18 protein-coding genes are annotated in these 23,764 nt (G+C 70.9%); 15 read left to right on the top strand and 3 right to left on the bottom strand.

The features are described 5' to 3' along the window. Positions 1-64 precede the first annotated feature (64 nt). The 4 genes from secD to relA all read left to right on the top strand — a co-directional run bounded on the left by secD (position 65) and on the right by relA (position 6,300). Entirely contained in the window at positions 65-1,834 is a 1,770-nt protein-coding gene (gene secD, locus DDJ31_RS06955; protein WP_127181165.1) for a protein translocase subunit SecD, read from the top strand. A gap of 1 nt (position 1,835) precedes the next feature. Next, a complete protein-coding gene (gene secF, locus DDJ31_RS06950; protein WP_127181166.1) occupies positions 1,836-2,957 on the top strand; it encodes a protein translocase subunit SecF in 1,122 nt (373 codons plus the stop codon). Then, a complete protein-coding gene (locus DDJ31_RS06945; RefSeq protein WP_127181167.1) occupies positions 2,954-3,502 on the top strand; it encodes an adenine phosphoribosyltransferase in 549 nt (182 codons plus the stop codon). The genes secF and DDJ31_RS06945 overlap by 4 nt, the downstream gene beginning before the upstream one ends. 269 nt (positions 3,503-3,771) lie before the next feature. Continuing rightward, positions 3,772-6,300, top strand: a complete 2,529-nt coding sequence (gene relA, locus DDJ31_RS06940) for a GTP pyrophosphokinase (RefSeq protein WP_127181168.1) — start codon at positions 3,772-3,774, stop codon at positions 6,298-6,300. Positions 6,301-6,380: 80 nt separating this feature from the next. Here the strand turns inward: relA and DDJ31_RS06935 are convergent, their stop codons facing one another. Then, complete coding sequence (locus DDJ31_RS06935; protein WP_127181169.1) at positions 6,381-7,610, bottom strand: DUF349 domain-containing protein; 1,230 nt, start codon at positions 7,608-7,610, stop codon at positions 6,381-6,383. Between the two features lie 145 nt (positions 7,611-7,755). Then, positions 7,756-8,574: a peptidylprolyl isomerase gene (locus DDJ31_RS06930; protein WP_127181170.1), complete on the bottom strand. Its 819-nt coding sequence runs from the start codon at positions 8,572-8,574 to the stop codon at positions 7,756-7,758. A 169-nt stretch (positions 8,575-8,743) separates the two neighbouring features. Between DDJ31_RS06930 and DDJ31_RS06925 the strand changes: the two genes are divergently transcribed. The 5 genes from DDJ31_RS06925 (at position 8,744) to rpsD (ending at position 14,614) form a co-directional block, all read left to right on the top strand. Then, positions 8,744-9,457 carry an MBL fold metallo-hydrolase gene (locus tag DDJ31_RS06925; protein ID WP_127181171.1) on the top strand — a complete coding sequence of 238 codons (714 nt, stop codon included), beginning with the start codon at positions 8,744-8,746 and terminating at the stop codon, positions 9,455-9,457. Positions 9,458-9,468: 11 nt separating this feature from the next. Beyond that, positions 9,469-10,731 carry a histidine--tRNA ligase gene (hisS, locus tag DDJ31_RS06920; RefSeq protein ID WP_127181172.1) on the top strand — a complete coding sequence of 421 codons (1,263 nt, stop codon included), beginning with the start codon at positions 9,469-9,471 and terminating at the stop codon, positions 10,729-10,731. Between the two features lie 878 nt (positions 10,732-11,609). Further along, positions 11,610-12,266, top strand: a complete 657-nt coding sequence (locus DDJ31_RS06915) for a vitamin K epoxide reductase family protein (RefSeq protein ID WP_127181173.1) — start codon at positions 11,610-11,612, stop codon at positions 12,264-12,266. A 75-nt stretch (positions 12,267-12,341) separates the two neighbouring features. Then, positions 12,342-13,697: a replication-associated recombination protein A gene (locus DDJ31_RS06910; protein ID WP_127181174.1), complete on the top strand. Its 1,356-nt coding sequence runs from the start codon at positions 12,342-12,344 to the stop codon at positions 13,695-13,697. 302 nt (positions 13,698-13,999) lie between these two features. Then, the gene (gene rpsD / locus DDJ31_RS06905) at positions 14,000-14,614 is read left to right on the top strand and encodes a 30S ribosomal protein S4 (protein ID WP_093831298.1); all 615 of its coding nucleotides are present in this window, start codon (positions 14,000-14,002) and stop codon (positions 14,612-14,614) included. 24 nt (positions 14,615-14,638) lie between these two features. Here the strand turns inward: rpsD and DDJ31_RS06900 are convergent, their stop codons facing one another. After that, positions 14,639-16,792, bottom strand: coding sequence for an ATP-binding protein (locus DDJ31_RS06900; RefSeq protein WP_127181175.1), 2,154 nt, complete (start codon positions 16,790-16,792; stop codon positions 14,639-14,641). Between the two features lie 160 nt (positions 16,793-16,952). On the opposite strand from DDJ31_RS06900, the gene DDJ31_RS06895 reads away from it, so the two are divergent. From DDJ31_RS06895 to DDJ31_RS06870, 6 genes are all read left to right on the top strand, one after another. Beyond that, positions 16,953-17,396, top strand: coding sequence for a DUF948 domain-containing protein (locus tag DDJ31_RS06895; RefSeq protein ID WP_127181176.1), 444 nt, complete (start codon positions 16,953-16,955; stop codon positions 17,394-17,396). A 7-nt stretch (positions 17,397-17,403) separates the two neighbouring features. Next, positions 17,404-17,754, top strand: a complete 351-nt coding sequence (locus DDJ31_RS06890; RefSeq protein ID WP_127181177.1) for a hypothetical protein — start codon at positions 17,404-17,406, stop codon at positions 17,752-17,754. Next, positions 17,754-20,426, top strand: coding sequence for an alanine--tRNA ligase (alaS, locus tag DDJ31_RS06885; RefSeq protein WP_127181178.1), 2,673 nt, complete (start codon positions 17,754-17,756; stop codon positions 20,424-20,426). The genes DDJ31_RS06890 and alaS overlap by 1 nt, the downstream gene beginning before the upstream one ends. Before the next feature lie 8 nt (positions 20,427-20,434). Further along, positions 20,435-20,899, top strand: coding sequence for a Holliday junction resolvase RuvX (gene ruvX, locus DDJ31_RS06880; protein WP_127182916.1), 465 nt, complete (start codon positions 20,435-20,437; stop codon positions 20,897-20,899). A gap of 121 nt (positions 20,900-21,020) precedes the next feature. Next, positions 21,021-22,796 (top strand): endolytic transglycosylase MltG, encoded by a 1,776-nt coding sequence (gene mltG / locus DDJ31_RS06875; protein WP_127181179.1) that lies wholly within the window; start codon positions 21,021-21,023, stop codon positions 22,794-22,796. Continuing rightward, on the top strand, positions 22,777-23,616 hold the full coding sequence (locus DDJ31_RS06870; protein ID WP_127181180.1) for a shikimate dehydrogenase: 840 nt from the start codon (positions 22,777-22,779) through the stop codon (positions 23,614-23,616). Before mltG ends, DDJ31_RS06870 begins: the two co-directional genes overlap by 20 nt. Positions 23,617-23,764 lie beyond the last annotated feature (148 nt).

Below are 23,764 nucleotides of genomic sequence, written 5' to 3'. Positions count from 1 at the left end.
ACACCATGTCATGGCCGCCCGCCCGCAATCCGGCACCCGGCGGCCCGAGAGGGAGTACGAGAAGGTGGCAGCACCGAAGAAGGGCCGGAGCGCGAGCGCCCAGAGCAAGCCATGGCGCTCGCTGGCCCTCATCCTGATCGCCATCGTGGCGCTCACCGGCGGCATGTTCGCGTCCGGGCACACCACTCCGCGTCTCGGCATCGACCTGGCCGGCGGTACGAGCATCACGCTGCGGGCGGTCGCGGAGCCGGGCCAGGAGTCCGCGATCAACAAGACCAACATGGACACCGCGGTCGAGATCATGAACCGCCGTGTCAATGGTCTTGGTGTCTCGGAGGCCGAGGTTCAGACCCAGGGCGCGAAGAACATCATCGTCAACATCCCCAAGGGCACGAACTCCAAGGAGGCGCGGCAGCAGGTAGGCACCACCGCGAAGCTCTACTTCCGTCCGGTGCTCACCACCGAGGTCTCCGGTGCCGCCGCGGACCAGAGCCCCTCGCCCAGCTCATCGAGCAGCGCCACGGACAAGGACAAGGACAAGGCGACCGACGCGTCGCCGAGCGCCACCGGTTCCTCCAGCCCCTCGGCGAGCGCCACCTCCCAGGGCCGCGCCGTCACCGACGCCCTGAAGGCCGACAGCACCCCGTCCGCCTCGGCGTCGAACTCCGCCGCAGCCTCCCCCTCCCCCAGCAGCTCCGCCGCCAGTGAGGCGGCCGGCAAGCTGGAGGCGCAGTACACGGCCCTCGACTGCACCGTGAAGTCGCAGCGCGCCACCGCGGGCAAGGGCGTCAAGGCCAGCGACCCGACCATCGCCTGCGGCCAGAACGCGCAGGGCCAGTGGCAGAAGTACATCCTCGGCCCGGCCGCCGTCGACGGCACCGACGTCAAGAAGTCGCAGGCCGTCTTCAACACCCAGACCGCCGCCGGCTGGACCGTGACGATGGACTTCACGGGCAAGGGCACCAAGAAGTTCGCCGCCATCACCGGCGAGCTGGCCCAGAAGCAGTCGCCGCAGAACCAGTTCGCGATCGTGCTCGACGGCAACGTCGTCTCCGACCCGTACGTCCGTCAGGCGCTGACCGCGGGCAACGCGGAGATCTCCGGCAGCTTCGACCAGGAAGAGGCCCAGAGCCTCGCCAACATGCTGTCCTACGGCGCGCTGCCGCTGACCTTCAAGGAGGACAGCGTCACCACCGTCACCGCCGCGCTCGGCGGTGAGCAGCTGCACGCCGGTCTGATCGCCGGTGGCATCGGCCTCGCCCTCGTCGTCCTGTACCTGCTGGTCTTCTACCGCGGTCTCTCGGTCATCGCGATCCCGTCGCTGCTGGTCTCCGCCGCCCTCACCTACGTGATCATGGCGCTGCTCGGCCCGACCATCGGCTTCGCCCTGAACCTCCCCGCGGTCTGCGGCGCCATCGTCGCGATCGGTATCACCGCCGACTCGTTCATCGTCTTCTTCGAACGCATCCGGGACGAGATCCGCGAGGGCCGCTCGCTGCGCCCCTCCGTCGAGCGGGCCTGGCCGCGCGCCCGGCGCACCATCCTGGTCTCGGACTTCGTCTCCTTCCTCGCCGCCGCGGTGCTGTTCATCGTGACCGTCGGCAAGGTCCAGGGCTTCGCGTTCACGCTCGGCCTGACCACCGTGCTCGACGTCGTCGTCGTCTTCTTCTTCACCAAGCCGCTGATGACGCTCCTCGCCCGCCGCAGGTTCTTCGCGAGCGGCCACAAGCTCTCCGGACTCGACCCCAAGGCCCTGGGAGCCAAGCCTCCGCTGCGCCGCACCCGCCGTCCCGCCGCGCCCTCCGCCGGCCCTGTCGACCCGAAGGAGGCGTGAGATGTCGAAGCTCGGCAACCTCGGCGCCCGACTGCACCGCGGCGAGGTCGGCTACGACTTCGTCGGCAATCGCAAGATCTGGTACGGCGTCTCGATACTGATCACCATCACGGCCATCCTCGGCCTGGCGGTGCGCGGCCTGAACATGGGCATCGAGTTCCAGGGCGGCGCGGTCTTCACCACCCCGAAGAACATGAGCGTCTCGGTCACCCAGGCCGAGGAGCTGGCCCAGGAGGCGTCGGGCCACGACGCGATCGTGCAGAAGCTCGGCGACGGCAGCCTGCGCATCCAGATCGCCGGCATCGACACCGGCAAGTCCGACGGCATCAAGGACGTCCTGGCCAAGGACCTCAAGGTCGACGCGGAGAACATCAACGCCGACCTGGTCGGACCCAGCTGGGGTGATCAGGTCGCCAACAAGGCCTGGCAGGGCCTGGCGATCTTCATGGTGCTGGTGGTGATCTATCTCGCCATCGCCTTCGAGTGGCGGATGGCGCTCGCCGCCCTCGTCGCCCTGATCCACGACATCACGATCACGGTCGGCGTCTACGCCCTCGTCGGCTTCGAGGTCACCCCGGGCACGGTGATCGGTCTGCTGACCATCCTCGGTTACTCGCTCTACGACACGGTCGTCGTCTTCGACAGCCTCAAGGAGCAGACGAAGGACATCACCAAGCAGACCCGCTGGACGTACAGCGACGTCGCCAACCGGTCGATCAACTCCACGCTGATGCGGTCGATCAACACCACGGCGGTCGCGCTGCTGCCGGTGGCGGCGCTGCTGTTCATCGGTGGCGGTGTCCTCGGTGCCGGCATGCTGAACGACATCTCGCTGTCGCTGTTCGTCGGTCTCGCGGCCGGCGCCTACTCCTCGATCTTCATCGCCACGCCGCTCGTCGCCGACCTCAAGGAGCAGGAGCCGCAGCTCAAGGCCCTCAAGAAGCGGGTCCTCGCCAAGCGGGCGCAGTCCGGGGCGCAGGGCGACACGGCCGAGCCGGACGCGGCGGCCGACGAGGAGTACGACGACGAGCTGGAGGACGCGGCCCCCGCGGTCGTCGGCCCGCGCAACCAGCCCGCCTCCCGCACCCGCGGGCGCGGCCGTCCCTCGGGCAAGCGCCGATGACCGGGGTCACGGACACCACGGAGCTGCTGCTCAGCCGCATCCGCGACGTCGCCGACCACCCGGAGCCCGGTGTGGTGTTCAAGGACATCACCCCGCTCCTCGCCGACCCGGTCGCGTTCGCGGCGCTCACCGACGCGCTGGCCGAGATCGCCGGGCGGACCGGCGCCACCAAGATCGTCGGCCTGGAGGCCAGGGGCTTCATCCTGGGCGCCCCGGTCGCCCTCCGGGCGGGCCTCGGCTTCATCCCGGTGCGCAAGGCGGGCAAGCTCCCCGGAGCCACCCTCGCCCAGTCCTACGACCTGGAGTACGGCTCCGCCGAGATCGAGGTGCACGCCGAGGACCTGAGCGCCGCGGACCGCGTCCTGGTCGTCGACGACGTGCTGGCCACCGGCGGCACCGCCGAGGCGTCGGTCCAGCTGATCCGCCGGGCGGGCGCCGAGGTCGTGGGCGTCGCCGTCCTGATGGAGCTGGGCTTCCTGGGCGGCAGGGCCCGCCTGGAGCCCGCGCTCGCGGGCGCTCCGCTGGAGGCACTGCTCCAGATCTGACCGACCGGTTCCGATGGGCCGAGAGGTCCGCGACCCACGCGAGAGGCCGTCCCCGTGCCCCGGGGACGGCCTCTCGCGTACCGTGGGCGCCTCCGGGACGCAACCTCCGTGACACCCGGCGGACGCCCCCGTGGAGCCCCGTGCCTGCCGTCCGCGCGAGCGGGCAGGCGGTCCACAGATCGGCCTGAAGGCGATCCTCGGGCGCGGGATCGCTACCATGGGATCTCCGGAGCCTGACCGGGGACCCGGATCGCGCACGAGGAGTCCTCTTGCCAGACGAGGCCCAGCACCTGACCGCCGCCAAGCCCGAGTCCGCCTCGGCCGCGGCGGCGAAGCCCGCGCCGACCACCCCGCCGGTGAAGAACGACCACGCGGGGCCGGTCGAGCACGCCCAGTCCGCGCCCGTCGACAAGTCAGCCGAGCAGTCGCGCCCCAAGCCGGTCCCGCCGGAGCAGTCCGCCCCCGCGGTCCGCCCGAACACCGGCCAGCCCTCCCGCTCCGGCTCCTCCAACCGCGTCAGGGCCCGCCTCGCCCGCCTCGGCGTCCAGCGCTCCAACCCGTACAACCCGGTCCTCGAACCGCTGCTGCGGATAGTGCGCAGCAACGACCCGAAGACCGAGGCGGCCACGCTGCGCCAGATCGAGAGCGCCTACCAGGTCGCCGAACGCTGGCACCGCGGCCAGAAGCGCAAGAGCGGCGACCCCTACATCACGCACCCGCTCGCTGTCACCACCATCCTCGCCGAGCTGGGCATGGATCCGGCCACCTTGATGGCGGGCCTGCTGCACGACACCGTCGAGGACACCGAGTACGGCCTCGACCAGCTCCGCCGCGACTTCGGCGACCAGGTCGCCCTGCTCGTCGACGGCGTCACCAAGCTGGACAAGGTCAAGTTCGGGGAGGCCGCGCAGGCCGAGACCGTGCGCAAGATGGTCGTCGCCATGGCCAAGGACCCGCGGGTCCTGGTCATCAAGCTCGCCGACCGGCTGCACAACATGCGCACCATGCGGTACCTGAAGCGCGAGAAGCAGGAGAAGAAGGCGCGCGAGACCCTGGAGATCTACGCGCCGCTCGCCCACCGCCTGGGCATGAACACCATCAAGTGGGAGCTGGAGGACCTCGCCTTCGCGATCCTCTACCCCAAGATGTACGACGAGATCGTCCGGCTGGTCGCCGAGCGCGCCCCCAAGCGCGACGAGTACCTCGCCATAGTGACCGACGAGGTCCAGGCCGACCTGCGCGCGGCCCGCATCAAGGCGACCGTCACCGGCCGCCCGAAGCACTACTACAGCGTCTACCAGAAGATGATCGTCCGCGGCCGCGACTTCGCGGAGATCTACGACCTGGTGGGCATCCGCGTCCTGGTGGACACCGTCCGCGACTGCTACGCGGCCCTGGGCACCGTCCACGCGCGCTGGAACCCGGTTCCCGGGCGCTTCAAGGACTACATCGCGATGCCCAAGTTCAACATGTACCAGTCGCTGCACACGACGGTCATCGGGCCCAACGGCAAGCCGGTCGAGCTGCAGATCCGCACCTTCGACATGCACCGCCGCGCCGAGTACGGCATCGCCGCACACTGGAAGTACAAGCAGGAGGCCGTGGCGGGCGCCTCCAAGGTACGCACCGACGCCCCCAAGTCCTCGGGCAAGAGCAAGGACGACCACCTCAACGACATGGCGTGGCTGCGCCAGCTCCTCGACTGGCAGAAGGAGACCGAGGACCCCAGCGAGTTCCTGGAGTCCCTGCGCTTCGACCTGTCCCGCAACGAGGTCTTCGTCTTCACGCCGAAGGGCGACGTGATAGCGCTCCCGGCGGGCGCCACCCCGGTCGACTTCGCGTACGCGGTGCACACCGAGGTCGGGCACCGCACGATAGGAGCGCGCGTCAACGGACGTCTCGTCCCGCTCGAATCGACGCTCGACAACGGCGACCTGGTGGAGGTCTTCACCTCCAAGGCGGCCGGCGCCGGGCCGTCCCGCGACTGGCTGGGCTTCGTCAAGTCGCCGCGCGCCCGCAACAAGATCCGTGCGTGGTTCTCCAAGGAGCGCCGCGACGAGGCGATCGAGCAGGGCAAGGACGCCATCGTCCGCGCGATGCGCAAGCAGAACCTGCCGATCCAGCGCATCCTCACCGGAGACTCGCTGGTCACCCTCGCGCACGAGATGCGCTACTCGGACATCTCCGCGCTCTACGCGGCGATCGGGGAGGGCCATCTCTCCGCGCAGAACATCGTGCAGAAGCTGGTCTCGGCGCTCGGCGGCGAGGAGGCGGCCACCGAGGAGATCGACGAGTCGGTCCCGCCGACCCGCAGCCGCAAGCGCCGTTCGAACGCCGACCCCGGTGTCGTCGTCAAGGGCGTCGACGACGTGTGGGTTAAGCTGGCCCGCTGCTGCACGCCGGTGCCCGGCGACCCGATCATCGGGTTCGTCACCCGGGGCAGCGGGGTCTCGGTCCACCGCAGCGACTGCGTGAACGTCGACTCGCTCTCCCGCGAGCCCGAGCGCATCCTCGAGGTCGAGTGGGCGCCCACCCAGTCCTCGGTGTTCCTGGTCGCCATCCAGGTCGAGGCGCTGGACCGCTCCCGGCTCCTTTCGGACGTCACCCGGGTCCTCTCCGACCAGCACGTCAACATCCTCTCGGCGGCCGTGCAGACCTCCCGTGACCGGGTCGCCACCTCCCGCTTCACCTTCGAGATGGGCGACCCGAAGCACCTGGGCCACGTCCTGAAGGCCGTACGCGGCGTCGAGGGCGTCTACGACGTGTACCGGGTCACCTCGGCCCGCAACAAGACCTGACGCCGCCGGACCGGACGACGAGGAGGGGCCCCGCACCTGGTGTGCGGGGCCCCTCCTCGTACCGTCGGGTGTGCCGGTGGTCAGCCGCCGAACTCCTGGAGGCCCTTGAGCGCCTGGTCGAGCAGGGCCTGCCGGCCCTCCAGCTCACGCGCCAGCTTGTCGGCCTTCGCCGTGTTGCCCTGCGCGCGCGCCTGCTCGATCTGGCCGGTGAGCTTGTCCACGGCGGCCTGGAGCTGACCGGTGAGACCCTCGGCACGCGCGCGTGCCTCCGGGTTGGTCCGGCGCCACTCGGCCTCCTCGGCCTCCTGGATCGCCCGCTCGACGGCCTGCATCCGGCCCTCGACCTTCGGGCGCGCGTCCCGCGGGACGTGGCCGATGGCCTCCCAGCGCTCGTTGACCGAGCGGAAGGCGGCCCGCGCCGCCCGCAGCTCCGTGACCGGGAGGATCTTCTCGGCCTCGCCGGCCAGCTCCTCCTTGAGCTTCAGGTTCTCGCTCTGCTCGGCGTCCCGCTCGGCGAAGACCGAGCTGCGGGCGGCGAAGAAGACGTCCTGGGCGCCGCGGAAGCGGTTCCACAGGTCGTCCTCGTGCTCGCGCTGGGCGCGGCCCGCCGCCTTCCACTCCGTCATCAGGTCGCGGTAGCGCGCGGCCGTCGGACCCCAGTCCGTCGAGCCCGACAGCGCCTCGGCCTCGGCGACCAGCCGCTCCTTGGCCTTGCGGGCGTCCTCGCGCTGCGCGTCGAGGGACGCGAAGTGCGCCTTGCGCCGCTTGGAGAAGGCCGACCGGGCGTGCGAGAAGCGGTGCCACAGCTCGTCGTCGGACTTGCGGTCGAGCCGCGGCAGGCCCTTCCAGGTGTCCACCAGGGCCCGCAGCCGCTCGCCCGCCGACCGCCACTGGTCGGACTGCGCCAGCTGCTCCGCCTCGACGACCAGCTCCTCCTTGCGGTGCCGCGCCTCGTCGGACTGCTTCGCGCGCTGCTGCTTGCGCTCCTCACGGCGGGACTCGACGGTCTCGACGAGCTTGTCGAGACGGGCGCCGAGGGCCGCGAGGTCGCCGACCGCGTGGTGCGCGTCGATCTGCTCCCGCAGATGGCCGATGGCGGTCTGCGCGTCCTTCGCCGACAGGTCGGTGGTCTTCACTCGCCGTTCGAGGAGGCCGATCTCGACAACCAAACCCTCGTACTTGCGTTCGAAATAGGCCAGGGCCTCATCGGGGGAGCCGGCCTGCCAGGAACCGACCACCTGCTCGCCGTCGGCCGTACGCACGTACACGGTCCCCGTCTCGTCGACGCGGCCCCACGGGTCGCTGCTCACAGCGCCTCCTCCACATGATGCCTGCACGGGGCTTCCGCGCCCCGGGGCATCGTCCACAGTTTCGTCACGGCCAACATAGGCGACCGGCGGGTTGCCTGTCCGCATCCCGCGCGACCGAAATTTCGCACCTCGGAGTCGTGGTGCGTCAGGACTTCGTGACCGTCGCCTTGTCGATGACGACCGTCGCGTTCGGGGCTCCGTCACCCGCTCCGGTGTTCTCCCCGGCGGCCGCGATCTTCTTCAGGACCTTCATCCCGGAAGCCGACACCGTGCCGAACGGCGTGTAGCTGGGCGGCAACTGGCTGTCCTGGTACACGAGGAAGAACTGGCTGCCGCCGGTGTGCTTCTGGCCGGTGTTCGCCATCGCGATCGTGCCCGCCGGATAGACGTTGTCCTTCAGGCTTCTGTCCTTCAGGTTCTCGTCCGGGATCGTGTAGCCGGGGCCGCCGCTGCCACTGGCCGTCGGGTCACCGCACTGCAGCACGTAGATCCCGTTGGTGGTCAGCCGGTGGCACTTCGTGTGGTCGAAGTACCCCTTGCCCGCGAGGAAGTCGAAGGAGTTCACCGTGTGCGGGGCCGCCGACGCCTTCAGGGCGATGTCTATGTCACCGCACGTCGTGGCGAGCTTCATGGAGTAGTCCGCCGACTTGTCGATCGACATCGCCGGCTCCTTCTTCCAACTCAGCTTCTTCACGGACCCCTTGGCCGCCTTCTCGCACGGGTCGGGCGCCTTGCTCGGCGAAGCGCTGGGCGACACCTCGGCGTTCGCGTTCGACTTGTCGTCGTCCTTCTTGAACGCGTTCGTCGTGTAGAGCGCCACGCTGCCCACCAGGATCACGCCGAGCACCGACGCGATCACCGAGTTCCGCATACGTGCCTTGCGCCGGGCTGAGGTGCGTCGCTGCTGCTGCCGCAAGAACTTCTCCCGGGCGAGCTGTCGCTTCCGCTGTTCCTGGGTGACCACCGGGTTCTCTCCTCATGCGTCTCGTACGTCGACTGGGACGCGTGCGTCTTGTGAGCCGACCGCCTGCGTGTGCCCCGTACCGTATATGGGTTCGCTGAGGAATCGGCAGCGCCGGTAGGCTCTGACAGCAGCCGTAAGCCGCCCGTGATCGACACAACGAAGGACGATCGTGCTCATTGCCGGGTTCCCCGCCGGGGCCTGGGGGACGAACTGTTACCTCGTCGCCCCCGCCGCCGGTGAGGAGTGCGTGATCATCGACCCCGGCCACCAGGCCGCCGCAGGCGTCGAGGAAACGCTCAGAAAACATCGGCTCAAGCCCGTCGCGGTCGTCCTCACCCACGGCCACATCGACCACGTGGCCTCCGTCGTCCCGGTCTGCGGCGCGCACGGCGTCCCCGCGTGGATCCACCCCGAAGACCGCTACATGATGAGCGACCCGGAGCGGGGCATCGGCCGCTCCCTCGGCATGCCGCTCATGGGCGAGCTGACCGTGGGGGAGCCCGACGACGTCAAGGAGCTGACCGACGGCGCCACCCTCGCCCTCGCGGGCCTGGAGTTCTCCGTCGCGCACACGCCCGGCCATACCAAGGGGTCGGTGGCCTTCAGGACGCCCGCGACGACCGACGTCCCGTCGGTCTTCTTCGCCGGTGACCTGCTGTTCGCCGGCTCCGTAGGACGCACCGACCTGCCCGGCGGTGACATGGCCGAGCTGCTCGACTCGCTGGCCCGCGTGTGCCTGCCGCTCGACGACTCGACCGTGGTGCTGTCCGGCCACGGCCCCCAGACGACCATCGGCACCGAGCGCGCCACCAACCCGTATCTGCGGCAGGTGGCGGCAGACCGCCGCGCACCCGACGGCGCCGCTCCCCGACGAGGAATGTGACAAGACCTTCCGTGAGCACCTTCCAGGCCCCCAAGGGCACCTACGACCTGATCCCGCCGGACAGCGCCACCTTCCTGGCCGTCCGGGAGGCCATCTCCGCCCCGCTGCGCAACTCCGGCTACGGCTACATCGAGACCCCCGGCTTCGAGAACGTGGAGCTGTTCGCGCGCGGGGTCGGCGAGTCCACCGACATCGTCACCAAGGAGATGTACGCCTTCGAGACCAAGGGCGGCGACCGGCTCGCGCTGCGCCCCGAAGGCACCGCCTCCGTGCTGCGCGCCGCCCTGGAGGCCAACCTCCACAAGGCGGGCAACCTCCCCGTCAAGCTCTGGTACTCGGGCTCCTACTACCGCTACGAGCGCCCCCAGAAGGGCCGTTACCGGCACTTCTCGCAGGTCGGCGCCGAGGCGATCGGCGCCGAGGACCCGGCGCTCGACGCCGAGCTGATCATCCTCGCCGACCAGGCGTACCGCTCGCTCGGCCTGCGGAACTTCCGCATCCTGCTCAACTCCCTCGGCGACAAGGAGTGCCGTCCCGTCTACCGGGCCGCGCTCCAGGACTTCCTGCGCGGTCTCGACCTCGACGAGGACACCCTGCGCCGGGCCGAGATCAACCCGCTGCGGGTCCTCGACGACAAGCGGGCCGACGTCCAGAAGCAGCTCACCGACGCGCCGCTGCTGCGCGACTACCTCTGCGACGCCTGCACGGCGTACCACGAGGAGGTCCGTGAGCTGATCACGGCGGCCGGCGTCGCCTTCGAGGACGACCCGCGGCTGGTGCGCGGCCTCGACTACTACACCCGCACCACCTTCGAGTTCGTCCACGACGGCCTCGGCGCGCAGTCCGCGGTGGGCGGCGGCGGACGGTACGACGGTCTGTCCGAGATGATCGGCGGGCCCGCGCTGCCGTCCGTCGGCTGGGCCCTCGGCGTCGACCGCACGGTGCTGGCGCTGGAGGCGGAGGGGGTGCGCCTCGACATCCCGGCCGCCACCAGCGTCTTCGCGATCCCGCTCGGGGACGAGGCCCGCCGGGTGCTGTTCGGCAAGGTCACCGAGTTGCGCAAGGTCGGGGTCGCGGCGGACTTCTCGTACGGGCACAAGGGGCTCAAGGGCGCGATGAAGAGCGCCAACCGGAGTGGAGCGCGGTACGCCGTCGTCGCCGGTGAGCGGGATCTCGCCGAGGGTGTCGTGCAGCTGAAGGACATGGAGAGCGGCGAGCAGATCGCGATCGGGGTGGGCGAGGTGGTGGCGGAGCTGGAGACCCGGCTCGGCTGAGGGGGTTCGCCCCCGCCGCCCCTACCCGTCCCGTCCCCGGGGGCTGCCGCCCCCGGGCCCCCGCTGTCGGCCTGGACGGCCTCGTCCTCAAGCGCCGGACGGGCTGGGAGGGCGGGTGGGGGAGGGGCGTCTTTCGGGGTTGCCGCCCCCGGACCCCCGGCTGTCGGCTTGGACGGCCTTGTCCTCGAACGCGGGACGGGTTGGGAGGGCGGGTGGGGGAGGGGCGTCTTTCGGGGCTGCCGCCCCCGGACCCCCCGGCTGTCGGCCTGGGCGGCCTCGTCCTCAAGCGCCGGACGGGCTGGGAGGGCGGGTGGGGGAGGGGCGTCTTTCGGGGTTGCCGCCTCCGGGCCCCCTGCTGTCGGCCTGGGCGGCCTTGTCCTCGAACGCCGGACGGGCTGAGGGGCCAGGAGGCGGCGAAGTGCCGCAGGTTTCGCGTTGCGTCAACTCGGCGGGACTGGATTCCCCCTGCCGGGCGATCCCTGTACGGCACCGCCCTAATCGGCCTCCGCGCGGCGGGGCGGCGCCCGGCGCGGAGATCTCGCCGTTGTCCCGCGAGCGGTTGCCCTGGTGGGTCTCCGCGGTGCTGCTCCCGCCCGCTCCACCGGGCCCGAGCAGGCCGAACGCCTCGCACGCGCGTGGCGCGGGGCCGACACCGTCCACCGCGGTCGCGTCGCCGTACCGCGCGCGCGGACCTCGTACGTCCACCGCGAGTCCGTTTCGCCGTGCCGGCACGCGTACGGGAGTCGTCCGGAACCGAGCGTTCGGGAATGGCCGTGCGCGCCTCCTTATGTCCACCGAACGGTGCACGGCGCTCCCCGTGCGGCACAATGGCCCCAGCCCGAAGAAGGTCCAACTCTCAAGCAGGCGGAATCGGCGTGATGAGCAAGACCACAGTGAACGACGTCTCCACCGACGCTTCCTCCGGCAGCTCTCCCGCCGGTACGCGCACGGCGGGCGGCAGCCGCGCCTTCGCGCTGCTGCTGCTGATCACGGGCGCGGCCGGACTGCTCGCCGCGTGGGTCATCACGATCGACAAGTTCAAGCTGCTCGAAGCCAAGGTCGACGGCAAGACCTTCACCCCCGGGTGCAGCCTCAACCCGGTCGTCTCCTGCGGCAGCGTGATGGAGTCCAAGCAGGCCGCCGCCTTCGGCTTCCCCAACCCGATGCTCGGCCTGGTCGCCTACGGCATCGTCATCTGCGTCGCCGTGACCCTGCTCGCCCGTGCCCGCTTCCCGCGCTGGTACTGGCTCACCTTCAACGCCGGCACCCTCTTCGGCGTGGCCTTCTGCACCTGGCTGCAGTTCCAGTCCCTGTACCGCATCAACGCGCTCTGCCTCTGGTGCTCGCTGGCCTGGGTCGCGACGATCGTCATGTTCTGGTACGTGACGTCGTTCAACGTGCGCAACGCCTTCCTGCCCGCCCCGCGCTGGCTCAAGGGCTTCTTCGGTGAGTTCACCTGGGTCGTGCCCGTGCTGCACATCGGCATCATCGGGATGCTGATCCTGACCCGCTGGTGGGACTTCTGGACCAGCTGACCGCGGCCCTGGCCACGGGCGGCCCCCGCCCCCTCGCCACGGTCGTTGTCAGTGCCGTGAACTAGGGTTCAGGACGTGGAGCCCGACCTGTTCACCGCAGCCGCAGAAGAACGCCAGGAGAAGGACCCGGCGGGCAGCCCCCTGCCCGTCCGGATGCGCCCGCGCACCCTCGACGAGGTGATGGGCCAGCAGCATCTGCTGAAACCCGGCTCCCCGCTGCGCCGCCTGGTCGGCGAGGCCTCCGGCGGCCCCGCGGGACCCTCCTCGGTGATCCTCTGGGGCCCGCCCGGCACCGGCAAGACCACCCTGGCCTACGTCGTCTCCAAGGCCACCGACAAGCGCTTCGTCGAACTGTCGGCGATCACCGCGGGCGTCAAGGAGGTCCGCGCCGTCATCGACGGCGCCCGCCGCGCCACCGGCGGCTACGGCAAGGAGACCGTCCTCTTCCTGGACGAGATCCACCGCTTCAGCAAGGCCCAGCAGGACTCCCTGCTGCCCGCCGTCGAGAACCGCTGGGTGACGCTCATCGCGGCGACCACCGAGAACCCCTACTTCTCCGTGATCTCCCCGCTGCTCTCCCGCTCCCTGCTGCTCACCCTCGAACCCCTCACCGACGACGACCTGCGCGGCCTGCTGCGCCGGGCCGTCGGCGACGAGCGCGGCCTGGGCGGCGCCGTCACCCTCCCCGAGGACACCGAGGACCACCTGCTGCGGATCGCGGGCGGCGACGCCCGCCGCGCCCTGACGGCCCTGGAGGCCGCCGCGGGCGCCGCCCTCGACAAGGGCGAGCGGGAGCTGACGCTGACCACCCTGGAGGAGACGGTCGACCGCGCGGCCGTCACCTACGACCGCGACGGCGACCAGCACTACGACGTCGCCAGCGCCCTCATCAAGTCGATCCGCGGCTCCGACGTCGACGCCGCCCTGCACTACCTGGCCCGCATGATCGAGGCGGGCGAGGACCCCCGCTTCATCGCCCGCCGCCTGATGATCTCCGCCAGCGAGGACATCGGCCTCGCCGACCCCAACGCCCTGCCGATCGCGGTCGCCGCCGCCCAGGCCGTCGCCATGATCGGCTTCCCCGAGGCCGCCCTCACCCTCAGCCACGCCACCATCGCCCTCGCCCTCGCCCCCAAGTCCAACGCGGCGACGACCGCGATCGGCGCCGCCATGGAGGACGTCCGCAAGGGCCACGCGGGACCGGTCCCCGCTCATCTGCGCGACGGCCACTACAAGGGCGCCGCCAAGCTCGGCCACGCCCAGGGGTACGTGTACCCGCACGACCTGCCCGAGGGCATCGCCGAGCAGCAGTACGCGCCGGACGCCCTCAAGGACCGCGCCTACTACACCCCCACCCGGCACGGCGGCGAGGCGCGGTACGCGGACGCCGTCGAGTGGACCAGGAACCGGCTCGGTCGCAAGCGGTCCTGAGCGGCCTGTAGACTGCCCTCCAGTTGCTGCGTCCCGTGCCGTCAGAGCGGGACAGTCAGCCGGAGCCCGGTCCCTCGCGGGCCGGCTCCAGGAGCGTCGCGCACCGTCGAACGGTGTCGCGGGCAGCCCACCACCACCCGGAGCCCCGGGACCGGTCGGTGGGCCACTCGCGTGCTGCACGTATGTGCCCAGAAACAGGGGAGCGGCTGCCCGACAGGTCCCGAGCGGACCCGACGGGTCTCCCCGGCTGCGGATGCGACCTCCCTCAACCCTGGCAAGCCGAATAAAGGAAATGAGAAACAGTGGCGAACCAGCCCCGCCCCAAGGTCAAGAAGTCGCGTGCCCTCGGCATCGCGCTCACCCCGAAGGCCGTCAAGTACTTCGAGGCGCGCCCCTACCCGCCGGGCGAGCACGGCCGTGGCCGCAAGCAGAACTCGGACTACAAGGTCCGTCTGCTGGAGAAGCAGCGGCTGCGCGCGCAGTACGACGTGTCCGAGCGTCAGCTCGTCCGCGCCTACGAGCGTGCCTCCAAGGTCCAGGGCAAGACCGGTGAGGCCCTGATCATCGAGCTCGAGCGCCGCCTCGACGCCCTGGTCCTGCGTTCGGGCATCGCCCGCACCATCTACCAGGCCCGTCAGATGGTCGTGCACGGCCACATCGAGGTCAACGGCCAGAAGGTCGACAAGCCGTCGTTCCGCGTCCGTCCCGACGACGTCGTGATGGTCCGCGAGCGCAGCCGTGAGAAGACCCTCTTCTCCATCTCCCGTGAGGGCGGCTTCGCCCCCGAGGGCGAGACCCCGCGCTACCTCCAGGTGAACCTCAAGGCCCTGGCGTTCCGCCTGGACCGCGAGCCGAACCGCAAGGAGATCCCGGTGATCTGCGACGAGCAGCTCGTCGTCGAGTACTACGCCCGCTGATCACCAGCAGGCGGTAGCACCACCTCAGCCCGCCGTCTCCCCGCCCTTGTGGGCGCGGGAGGCGGCGGGTTCGTGCGTGCCGACACCGGCCGCCGCCCGCACCGGCCCACGCGCCCCGCCGCCGGGCGCCTCCGGTGGCCGGCCGAGCGCCCGCGCCACCGCCGCCTCCGGTGCCAGCGCCGCGCCCTCGCGCAGCCACCGCTCGTACCGCGCGTCGCCCAGCGCCTCGCGCGCCAGCGCCTCGCACCGCTCGTGCGGCGCGTTGTAGTGGGCCGAACCGAACAGCGGCAGCCCCACCGACGGCCACATCCGGCCCGCCGCGCCCTGGAGCACCGCCGCCTCCGCCGGATCCCCCTCCGCCGCCGTGACCAGCGCAAGCAGCTCCACCGAGAGCACCGAGCCCAGCAGGTCGCGGAAGGCGTGCGCACCGCTCAGCGACTCGACGAGCAGCGCCCGCGCCGCCCCCTGGTCATCCTCGGCCCAGGCCGCGTACGCCAGCACGTACAGGGCGTAGCCGCGGGTCCACCGCTCGCCGTGGTCCTCGCAGACCCGGCGCACGTCCTCGCACAGCCGCACCGCGTCCGGCAGATCGCCCTGGAAGGCCCGCGCCATCGCCAGCTCCACCTGCCCCATCAGGACGTTGCTGTTCAGCTCGCCCAGCTCCCGGTAGCGGGCGAGCGCCGACCGCAGCAGTGTCTCGGCCCGGGGCAGATCGTCGGAGACCAGCGCGAGGCAGCCGGTGCGGTGCTCCGCGTACGCCACCGCCGTCGGGTCGGCGAACAGCTCCGCCTCCTGGCGGCAGGCGCGCAGCGCGGCGGGCGCGCCCTCCGCGTCCCCTTGCAGGACCGCGACATAGCCGAGCACCCAGAGCGCCTTCAGCCGGGCACCGCCGTGCCCCGAGCCGGCCCGCACCGCCTGGTCCAGCCAGTGCCTGCCCTCCGACAGCCGGCCGCACCCGGCCCAGTAGAACCAGAGCGAGCCCGCGAGGTGCTGGCCCAGATGCGCCTCGTCCGGCTCGGCCAGCGAGTGTTCGAGGGCCCGCCGCAGGTTCGGCAGCTCCGCCTCCACCCGCGCGGCGACCTCGGCCTGGCGCGGCGAGAACCACTCCACCTCGCACCAGGTCGCGAGCCCCAGGTACCAGTCCCGGTGCCGCCGTCGCAGCCGCCGCTCGTCACCCGTCACCGCCAGCCAGCCGGCGCCGTAGGCCCGGACGGTGTCCAGCATCCGGTAGCGGACGCCGGTCGGTGTCTCCTCGCGGGCCAGCACCGACTGGGTGAGCAGCTCCGACAGCACGTCGAGGACGTCGTCGGAGGCCAGGCCGTGACCGGCGCACACGTACTCGACGGCCTCCAGGTCGAAGTGGCCGGCGAACACCGAGAGGCGCGCCCACAGCAACCGCTGCGGAGGCGTGCACAGTTCGTGGCTCCAGCCGATCGCCGTGCGCAGCGTGCGGTGCCTGGGCGGCGCGTCCCTGCGGTCGCCGCTCAGCAGCCGGAACCGGTCGTCGAGCCGTTCGAGGAGCCGGCCGGGGGAGAGGGCGCCGAGCCGCCCCGCGGCCAGTTCGACCGCCAGCGGGATCCCGTCGAGCCGTCGGCACACCTCCCGCACGTCCGCGTCGTCGGCCGGGGTGGTGCCCAGCGCGGCGGCCCGCTCCAGGAACAGCGCGACCGCGTCGTCCTCGGGCAGCGGCGCCAGCGCGAGCACCCGCTCACCGGCCAGCGCCAGTGGCCGTCTGCCCACCGCCAGGACCGTCAACCCCGGTACCCGGCCGAGCAGTTCGGCCACCAGGTCGGCGCAGTCGTCCACCAGGTGCTCGAACCCGTCGAGAACCAGCAGGAGTTCACGATCGGCAAGATCACTGAGCAGTGTCTCGCGCGGTGTCCGGGTGGTGTGGTCGGTCAGGCCGAGGGCCGCCACCACCGCGTGATCGACCCACCGCGGGTCGCGCACCGGCGTCAGATCCACGCACCACACCCCGTCGCGCGGGGTCCGGTCGGCCGCCGCCCGCGCCGCGAGCCGTGACTTGCCCACCCCGCCGGGACCGGTGACCGTCACCAGGCGGCCGGCGCCGAGCGCCCGCCCGAGGTCGGCGAGTTCGGCCGCGCGGCCGACGAAGGCGTCGATCTCCAGGGGCGGACGGCCCCTCGCGGGGTCCCGGTCGGGCTCAGTCACTCGCATGGGACACGGAGCGTACTGAACCGTATGCAGTGCGTACAATCGGCCCGCGTGACCTGACGGGAGGGCCGGGGTAATTCGGTACGGAGCGGCTTCCCCGGCGCGATAGGCTCGGGAGACGACTTTCAATGTCCCGATACGTTTCAGGGAGCGGGTGCACGCGGTGTCCGGTGGAGAGGTGGCCGGGATCCTGGTGGCCGTCTTCTGGGCGATCCTGGTCTCCTTCCTCGCCGTCGCACTGGTGAGGGTGGCCCAGACGCTCAAGGCGACCACCAAGCTGGTGGCGGACGTGACCGAGCAGGCCGTGCCGCTGCTCGCCGACGCCTCCGCGACCGTGCGGTCCGCGCAGACCCAGATCGACCGGGTCGACTCGATCGCCTCCGACGTCCAGGAAGTCACCTCCAACGCCTCCGCGCTCTCCTCCACCGTCGCCTCCACCTTCGGCGGCCCGCTGGTCAAGGTCGCGGCCTTCGGCTACGGCGTGCGCCGGGCCCTCGGCGGCCGCCGGGACGACGAGCCCGCCGCCTCCCGGCGCACCGTGATCGTGGGCCGCGCGGTCCCGTCCGCGCGGCGGGGGAAGCGGAACAACCGCGGGAAGAAGGACTGAGCGACCGATGTTCCGCCGTACGTTCTGGTTCACCACGGGCGTCGCCGCCGGTGTCTGGGCCACCACCAAGGTCAACCGCAAGCTGAAGCAGCTGACCCCCGAGCACCTCGCCGCGACCGCGGCCAACAAGGCGCTCGACGCGGGGCACCGGCTCAAGGACCGCGCGGTCGGCTTCGCGCTCGACGTCCGCGACAACATGGCGCAGCGCGAGGCCGAACTGACCGACGCGCTCGGCATCGACGCGGCCCCCGAACTCCCCGCGCCCCGGCGGCCCGCCGCCCTCGAGAACCGCAACCAACCGAAGTACCTCGAAGCCACGACGTACTCGGACCCGAACAACCGGAATGAGGACCACTGATGGAGTCGGCAGAGATCCGCCGCCGCTGGCTGAGCTTCTTCGAGGAGCGCGGTCACACCGTCGTCCCTTCGGCGTCGCTCATCGCGGACGACCCGACTCTGCTCCTCGTCCCGGCCGGCATGGTGCCGTTCAAGCCGTACTTCCTCGGCGAGGTCAAGGCCCCCTTCCCGCGCGCCACCAGCGTGCAGAAGTGCGTGCGCACGCCGGACATCGAGGAGGTCGGCAAGACCACCCGGCACGGCACCTTCTTCCAGATGTGCGGCAACTTCTCCTTCGGCGACTACTTCAAGGAAGACGCCATCAAGTACGCCTGGGAGCTGCTCACCGCGCCCCAGGACAAGGGCGGTTACGGCCTGGAGCCGGAGCGCCTGTGGATCACCGTCTACAAGGACGACGACGAGGCCGAGCGCATCTGGCACGACGTCGTCGGGGTGCCGAAGGAGCGCATCCAGCGGCTCGGCATGAAGGACAACTACTGGTCCATGGGCGTCCCGGGACCGTGCGGCCCGTGTTCCGAGATCAACTACGACCGCGGCCCCGAGTTCGGCGTCGAGGGCGGCCCCGCCGTCAACGACGAGCGGTACGTGGAGATCTGGAACCTGGTCTTCATGCAGTTCGAGCGCGGCCAGGGCATCGGCAAGGACAACTTCGAGATCCTCGGCGAGCTGCCCAGCAAGAACATCGACACGGGCCTCGGCCTCGAGCGCCTCGCGATGATCCTGCAGGGCGTGCAGAACATGTACGAGATCGACACCTCCATGGCCGTCATCGAGAAGGCCACCGAGCTGACCGGTGTCGCCTACGGCGACGCCCACGCCTCGGACGTCTCGCTGCGCGTGGTCACCGACCACATGCGCACCTCGGTGATGCTCATCGGTGACGGCGTCACCCCCGGCAACGAGGGCCGCGGCTACGTGCTGCGCCGCATCATGCGCCGCGCCATCCGCAACATGCGGCTGCTGGGCGCCACCGGACCCGTCGTCCTCGACCTCATCGACACCGTCATCGCGATGATGGGACAGCAGTACCCGGAGCTGGTCAGCGACCGCGAGCGGATCGAGAAGGTCGCCGTCGCCGAGGAGAACGCCTTCCTCAAGACGCTGAAGGCCGGCACCAACATCCTCGACACCGCCGTCACCGACACCAAGGCCACCGGCGGCACCGTCCTCGCCGGCGACAAGGCGTTCCTGCTCCACGACACCTGGGGCTTCCCGATCGACCTCACCCTGGAGATGGCCGCCGAGCAGGGCCTGTCCGTGGACGAGGACGGCTTCCGGCGCCTGATGAAGGAGCAGCGGGAGCGCGCCAAGGCCGACGCCAGGGCCAAGAAGACCGGCCACGCCGACCTGGGCGCCTACCGCGAGATCGCCGACGCGGCCGGCGCCACCGACTTCATCGGGTACAGCGACACCGAGGGCGAGACGACGATCGTCGGCATCCTCGTCGACGGTGTCTCCTCCCCGGCCGCCAGCGAGGGCGACGAGGTGGAGATCGTCCTCGACCGCACCCCGTTCTACGCCGAGGGCGGCGGCCAGATCGGCGACACCGGCCGGATCAGGGTCGAATCCGGTGCCGTCATCGAGGTCCGCGACACGCAGAAGCCGGTCCCCGGCGTCTACGTCCACAAGGGTGTCGTCCAGGTGGGCGAGGTCACCGTCGGCGCCAAGGCGCAGGCCTCCATCGACCGCAGGCGCCGTACCGCCATCGCCCGCGCCCACTCCGCCACCCACCTCACCCACCAGGCGCTGCGCGACGCGCTCGGCCCGACGGCCGCGCAGGCCGGTTCCGAGAACCAGCCCGGCCGTTTCCGCTTCGACTTCGGCTCGCCCGCCGCCGTCCCGACGGCCGTGATGACCGACGTCGAGCAGAAGATCAACGAGGTGCTCGCCCGCGACCTGGACGTGCACGCCGAGGTCATGGGCATCGACGACGCCAAGAAGCAGGGCGCCATCGCCGAGTTCGGCGAGAAGTACGGCGAGCGGGTCCGGGTGGTGACCATCGGCGACTTCTCCAAGGAGCTGTGCGGCGGCACCCACGTCCACAACACCGCCCAGCTGGGCCTGGTGAAGCTGCTCGGCGAGTCCTCCATCGGCTCGGGAGTGCGCCGCATCGAGGCGCTCGTCGGCGTCGACGCCTACAACTTCCTGGCCCGTGAGCACACGGTCGTCGCCCAGCTCCAGGAGCTGATCAAGGGCCGTTCCGAGGAGCTGCCCGAGAAGGTCTCCGCGATGCTCGGCAAGCTGAAGGACGCCGAGAAGGAGATCGAGAAGTTCCGCGCGGAGAAGGTGCTCCAGGCGGCTGCCGGGCTCGCCGAGTCCGCCAAGGACGTGCGGGGCGTGGCCGTCGTCACCGGGCAGGTCCCGGACGGCACCACCCCCGACGACCTGCGCAGGCTGGTCCTCGATGTGCGCGGCCGGATCCAGGGCGGCCGGGCCGTCGTCGTCGCCCTCTTCACGATCGGGAACGGCAAGCCCCTCACCGTCATCGCCACCAACGAGGCCGCGCGCGAGCGGGGTCTCAAGGCCGGTGACCTGGTCCGCGCCGCGGCCAAGACGCTCGGCGGCGGCGGTGGCGGCAAGCCGGACGTCGCCCAGGGCGGCGGCCAGAACCCGGCCGCGGTCGGCGAGGCCGTCGAGGCCGTCGAGCGGCTCGTGGCGGACACCGCCAAGTGACCGCTGTGATGCGCAGGGGCCGCCGGCTCGCGATCGATGTCGGGGACGCCAGGATCGGGGTCGCCTCGTGCGACCCCGACGGGATCCTCGCCACCCCGGTCGAGACGGTGCCCGGCCGGGACGTCCCGGCGGCCCACCGCAGGTTGCGGCAGCTGGTCGAGGAGTACGAGCCGATCGAAGTCGTCGTCGGACTCCCTCGCTCCCTCAAGGGGGGCGAGGGGCCGGCCGCGGTGAAGGTCAGGGGCTTCGCCCAGGAGCTGGCCCGGGGCATCGCGCCGGTGCCGGTCCGCCTGGTGGACGAGCGGATGACGACCGTGACGGCGAGTCAGGGACTGCGCGCGTCGGGGGTGAAATCCAAGAAGGGCCGATCGGTCATCGACCAGGCGGCCGCTGTGATCATCCTTCAGCAGGCACTCGAATCCGAACGGGTGTCAGGTAAAGCCCCCGGCGAGGGCGTCGAAGTGGTCATCTGATCGCGATACGGTAACGTTCCGCGCGATGCGATGGTTTTCGAACAGCCACCGCACAGCAAGAGACGGAACGGAAACCGGCCCCCCGCCGCGTGACGTGCCGCCTCGCGGCTCTAGGGGATCGATGACTGAGTATGGCCGGGGCCCAGGCTCCGAACCGTGGCATCCCGAGGACCCGTTGTTCGGGGACGGCGGATGGGGAGGACAGCAGGCCCACGCGGGTCAGCAGTCCCCCTACGGCGGCCAGCCGCAGCACTATCCGGAGCAGCCGCAGCAGCCCTACCAGGGTGACTGGGGCGATGGCGGCCAGGCCGCGTTCGGTCAGGGCCAGCAGCAGTACCCCCCGTACGAACAGCCGTACGGTCAGCAGCCCCAGTACGCTGATCAGACTCAGCCGCAGTACGGCCAGCAGCCGCAGGACCAGTACGGTCATCAGCCTCAGCACCAGTACGGTGATCAGACCCAGCAGCACTACGCGGGTCACACCCCCCAGCCGTACGACAACAACGGCTGGGCAGCGGGCGCCCAGACGTACGCGCCCTACCCCGACCCCACCGACCCCTACGGCCAGCAGCAGGCCGGGTACGGCGGGGAGCAGCCCGACTTCTACAACACGCCCGACGCCTATCCGCCGCCCGAGCCGCCGAGCCGTCGCGCCCCCGAACCCGAACCGCGGGTCGACTGGGACCCGGGGCCCGACCAGGGTGAGCACGCCTTCTTCGCGGCAGGCGGCGACGACCGGGACGACGCCGACGACACCGACGAGGACGGCGGCCGCGGTGGCCGGGGCGAGCGGCGGGGGCGCGGCGGCAAGGACAAGAAGAAGCGCAACGGCTGCGCCTGCCTGGTGGTCGTGCTGGTGTTCGGCGGGGGCATCGGCGGCGTCGGCTATTTCGGCTACCAGTTCTACCAGAACCGTTTCGGGGTGGCGCCGGACTTCGCCGGGAACGGCTCAGGGGCCACCGTGACCGTCGAGATCCCCGACGGCGCGGGCGGCTACGACATCGGACGGCGCCTCAAAGAACTCGGTGTCGTCAAGAGCGTCGACGCGTTCGTGGCCGCGCAGCAGCAGAATCCCGAGGGCAAGAAGATCCAGGCCGGCGCCTATCTCCTGAAAAAGGAGATGTCCGCCGCGAGCGCCGTCCAGATGATGCTCGACCCCAAGAGCCAGAACAATGTGATGGTGACTCCCGGGCAGCGCAACATCAGAATCTACAAAGCGATCGACGAGAAACTCGGACTGTCCTCCGGCGCCACCAGAAAGGTCGCCGAGAAGGAATACAAGAGCCTCGGACTGCCCCGTTGGGCGAACAGCAACAGCCAGATCAAGGACCCGCTCGAGGGCTTCCTCTACCCGGGCACCTATCCCGCGGCCAAGGGCATGAAGCCCGAATCCGTGCTCAAGTCGATGGTCGGCCGGGCCACCACCGCGTACGGCAGGTACGACCTCGCCGCGAAGGCCAAGTCCTTCGATCTGAAGAACCCGTTGGAGCTGATCACGGTCGCGAGCCTGGTCCAGGCCGAGGGCAAGACCGACGACGACTTCCGCAAGATGGCCGAAGTCGTCTACAACCGCCTCAAGCCCGACAACACGGAGACCAACCGCAAGCTCCAGTTCGACTCGACCTTCAACTACCTGAAGAACGAGAGCAACATCCACATCAGCGAGTCCGAGATCAACACCAACAAGGACCCGTACAACACCTACACCAACGTCGGTCTGCCGCCAGGACCCATCGGCAACCCGGGTGAGGACGCCCTCAAGGCGACGATGAACCCGACCAGCGACGGCTGGATCTACTTCGTCGCCACCGACGGCAAGAGCCTCACCGAGTTCGCCAGGACCCTCGCCGAGTTCAACCAGCTCAAGGAAAAGTTCAATGCCAACTCGGGCAACTGACGCCCGCCGGGCGGCCGTCCTCGGCTCGCCCATCGCCCACTCGCTCTCCCCGGTGCTGCACCGCGCCGCCTACGACGAACTGGGCCTGACCGACTGGTCGTACGACCTGTTCGACGTCGACGAGGCCGCGCTGCCCGGCTTCGTCGAAGGGCTCGGCCCCGAGTGGGCCGGGCTCTCGCTGACCATGCCGCTGAAGCGGGCCGTCATCCCGCTCCTCGACACGGTCAGTGAGACGGCGGCCTCGGTCGAGGCGGTCAACACCCTCGTCCTCACCGACGACGGCCGCCGCGTCGGCGACAACACCGATATTCCCGGCATGGTCGCCGCGCTGCGCGAACGCGGCATCGAACAGGTCGACTCGGCGGCGATCCTCGGCGCGGGCGCCACCGCGTCCTCCGCGCTCGCCGCCCTCGCCCGGATCTGCGCCGGCGAGGTCGTCGCCTATGTGCGCAGCGCGGACCGGGCCGCCGAGATGCGCCAGTGGGGCGAACGCCTCGACGTCGAGGTGCGCACCGCCGACTGGGCCGACGCCGCCGACGCGCTGCACGCCCCCCTCGTCGTCGCCACCACCCCCGCCGGAGCCACCGACGCGCTCGCCGCCGCCGTCCCCGAGCGCCCCGCCACCCTCTTCGACGTCCTCTACGAGCCCTGGCCCACCGCGCTCGCCGCCCGCTGGTCCGCTTACGGCGGCGCCGTCGTCAGCGGCCTCGACCTGCTGGTCCACCAGGCGGTGCTCCAGGTCGAGCAGATGACCGGGCGCAGCCCCGCGCCTGTCGAGGCCATGCGCAAGGCGGGCGAACACGCGCTCGAATCCCGCTAGGGCGGGTCCTGCCGTCCCCGTCGTCGCCCCGACGCCGGACGGGAATCGATCAACGGACCCCGGGGCCCCTCGTCCGCCTGATGGACCGGCGGCCGGGGCCCGCGCCCGGACGTGGGAGGATCGAAGACGGCGGGCCGGGGCCGCGCAC

It is taken from the genome of Streptomyces griseoviridis (genome assembly GCF_005222485.1).
GTDB classification, from domain to species: Bacteria; Actinomycetota; Actinomycetes; order Streptomycetales; family Streptomycetaceae; genus Streptomyces; species Streptomyces hintoniae.
This window is presented reverse-complemented; position numbering and strand designations above follow the sequence as displayed.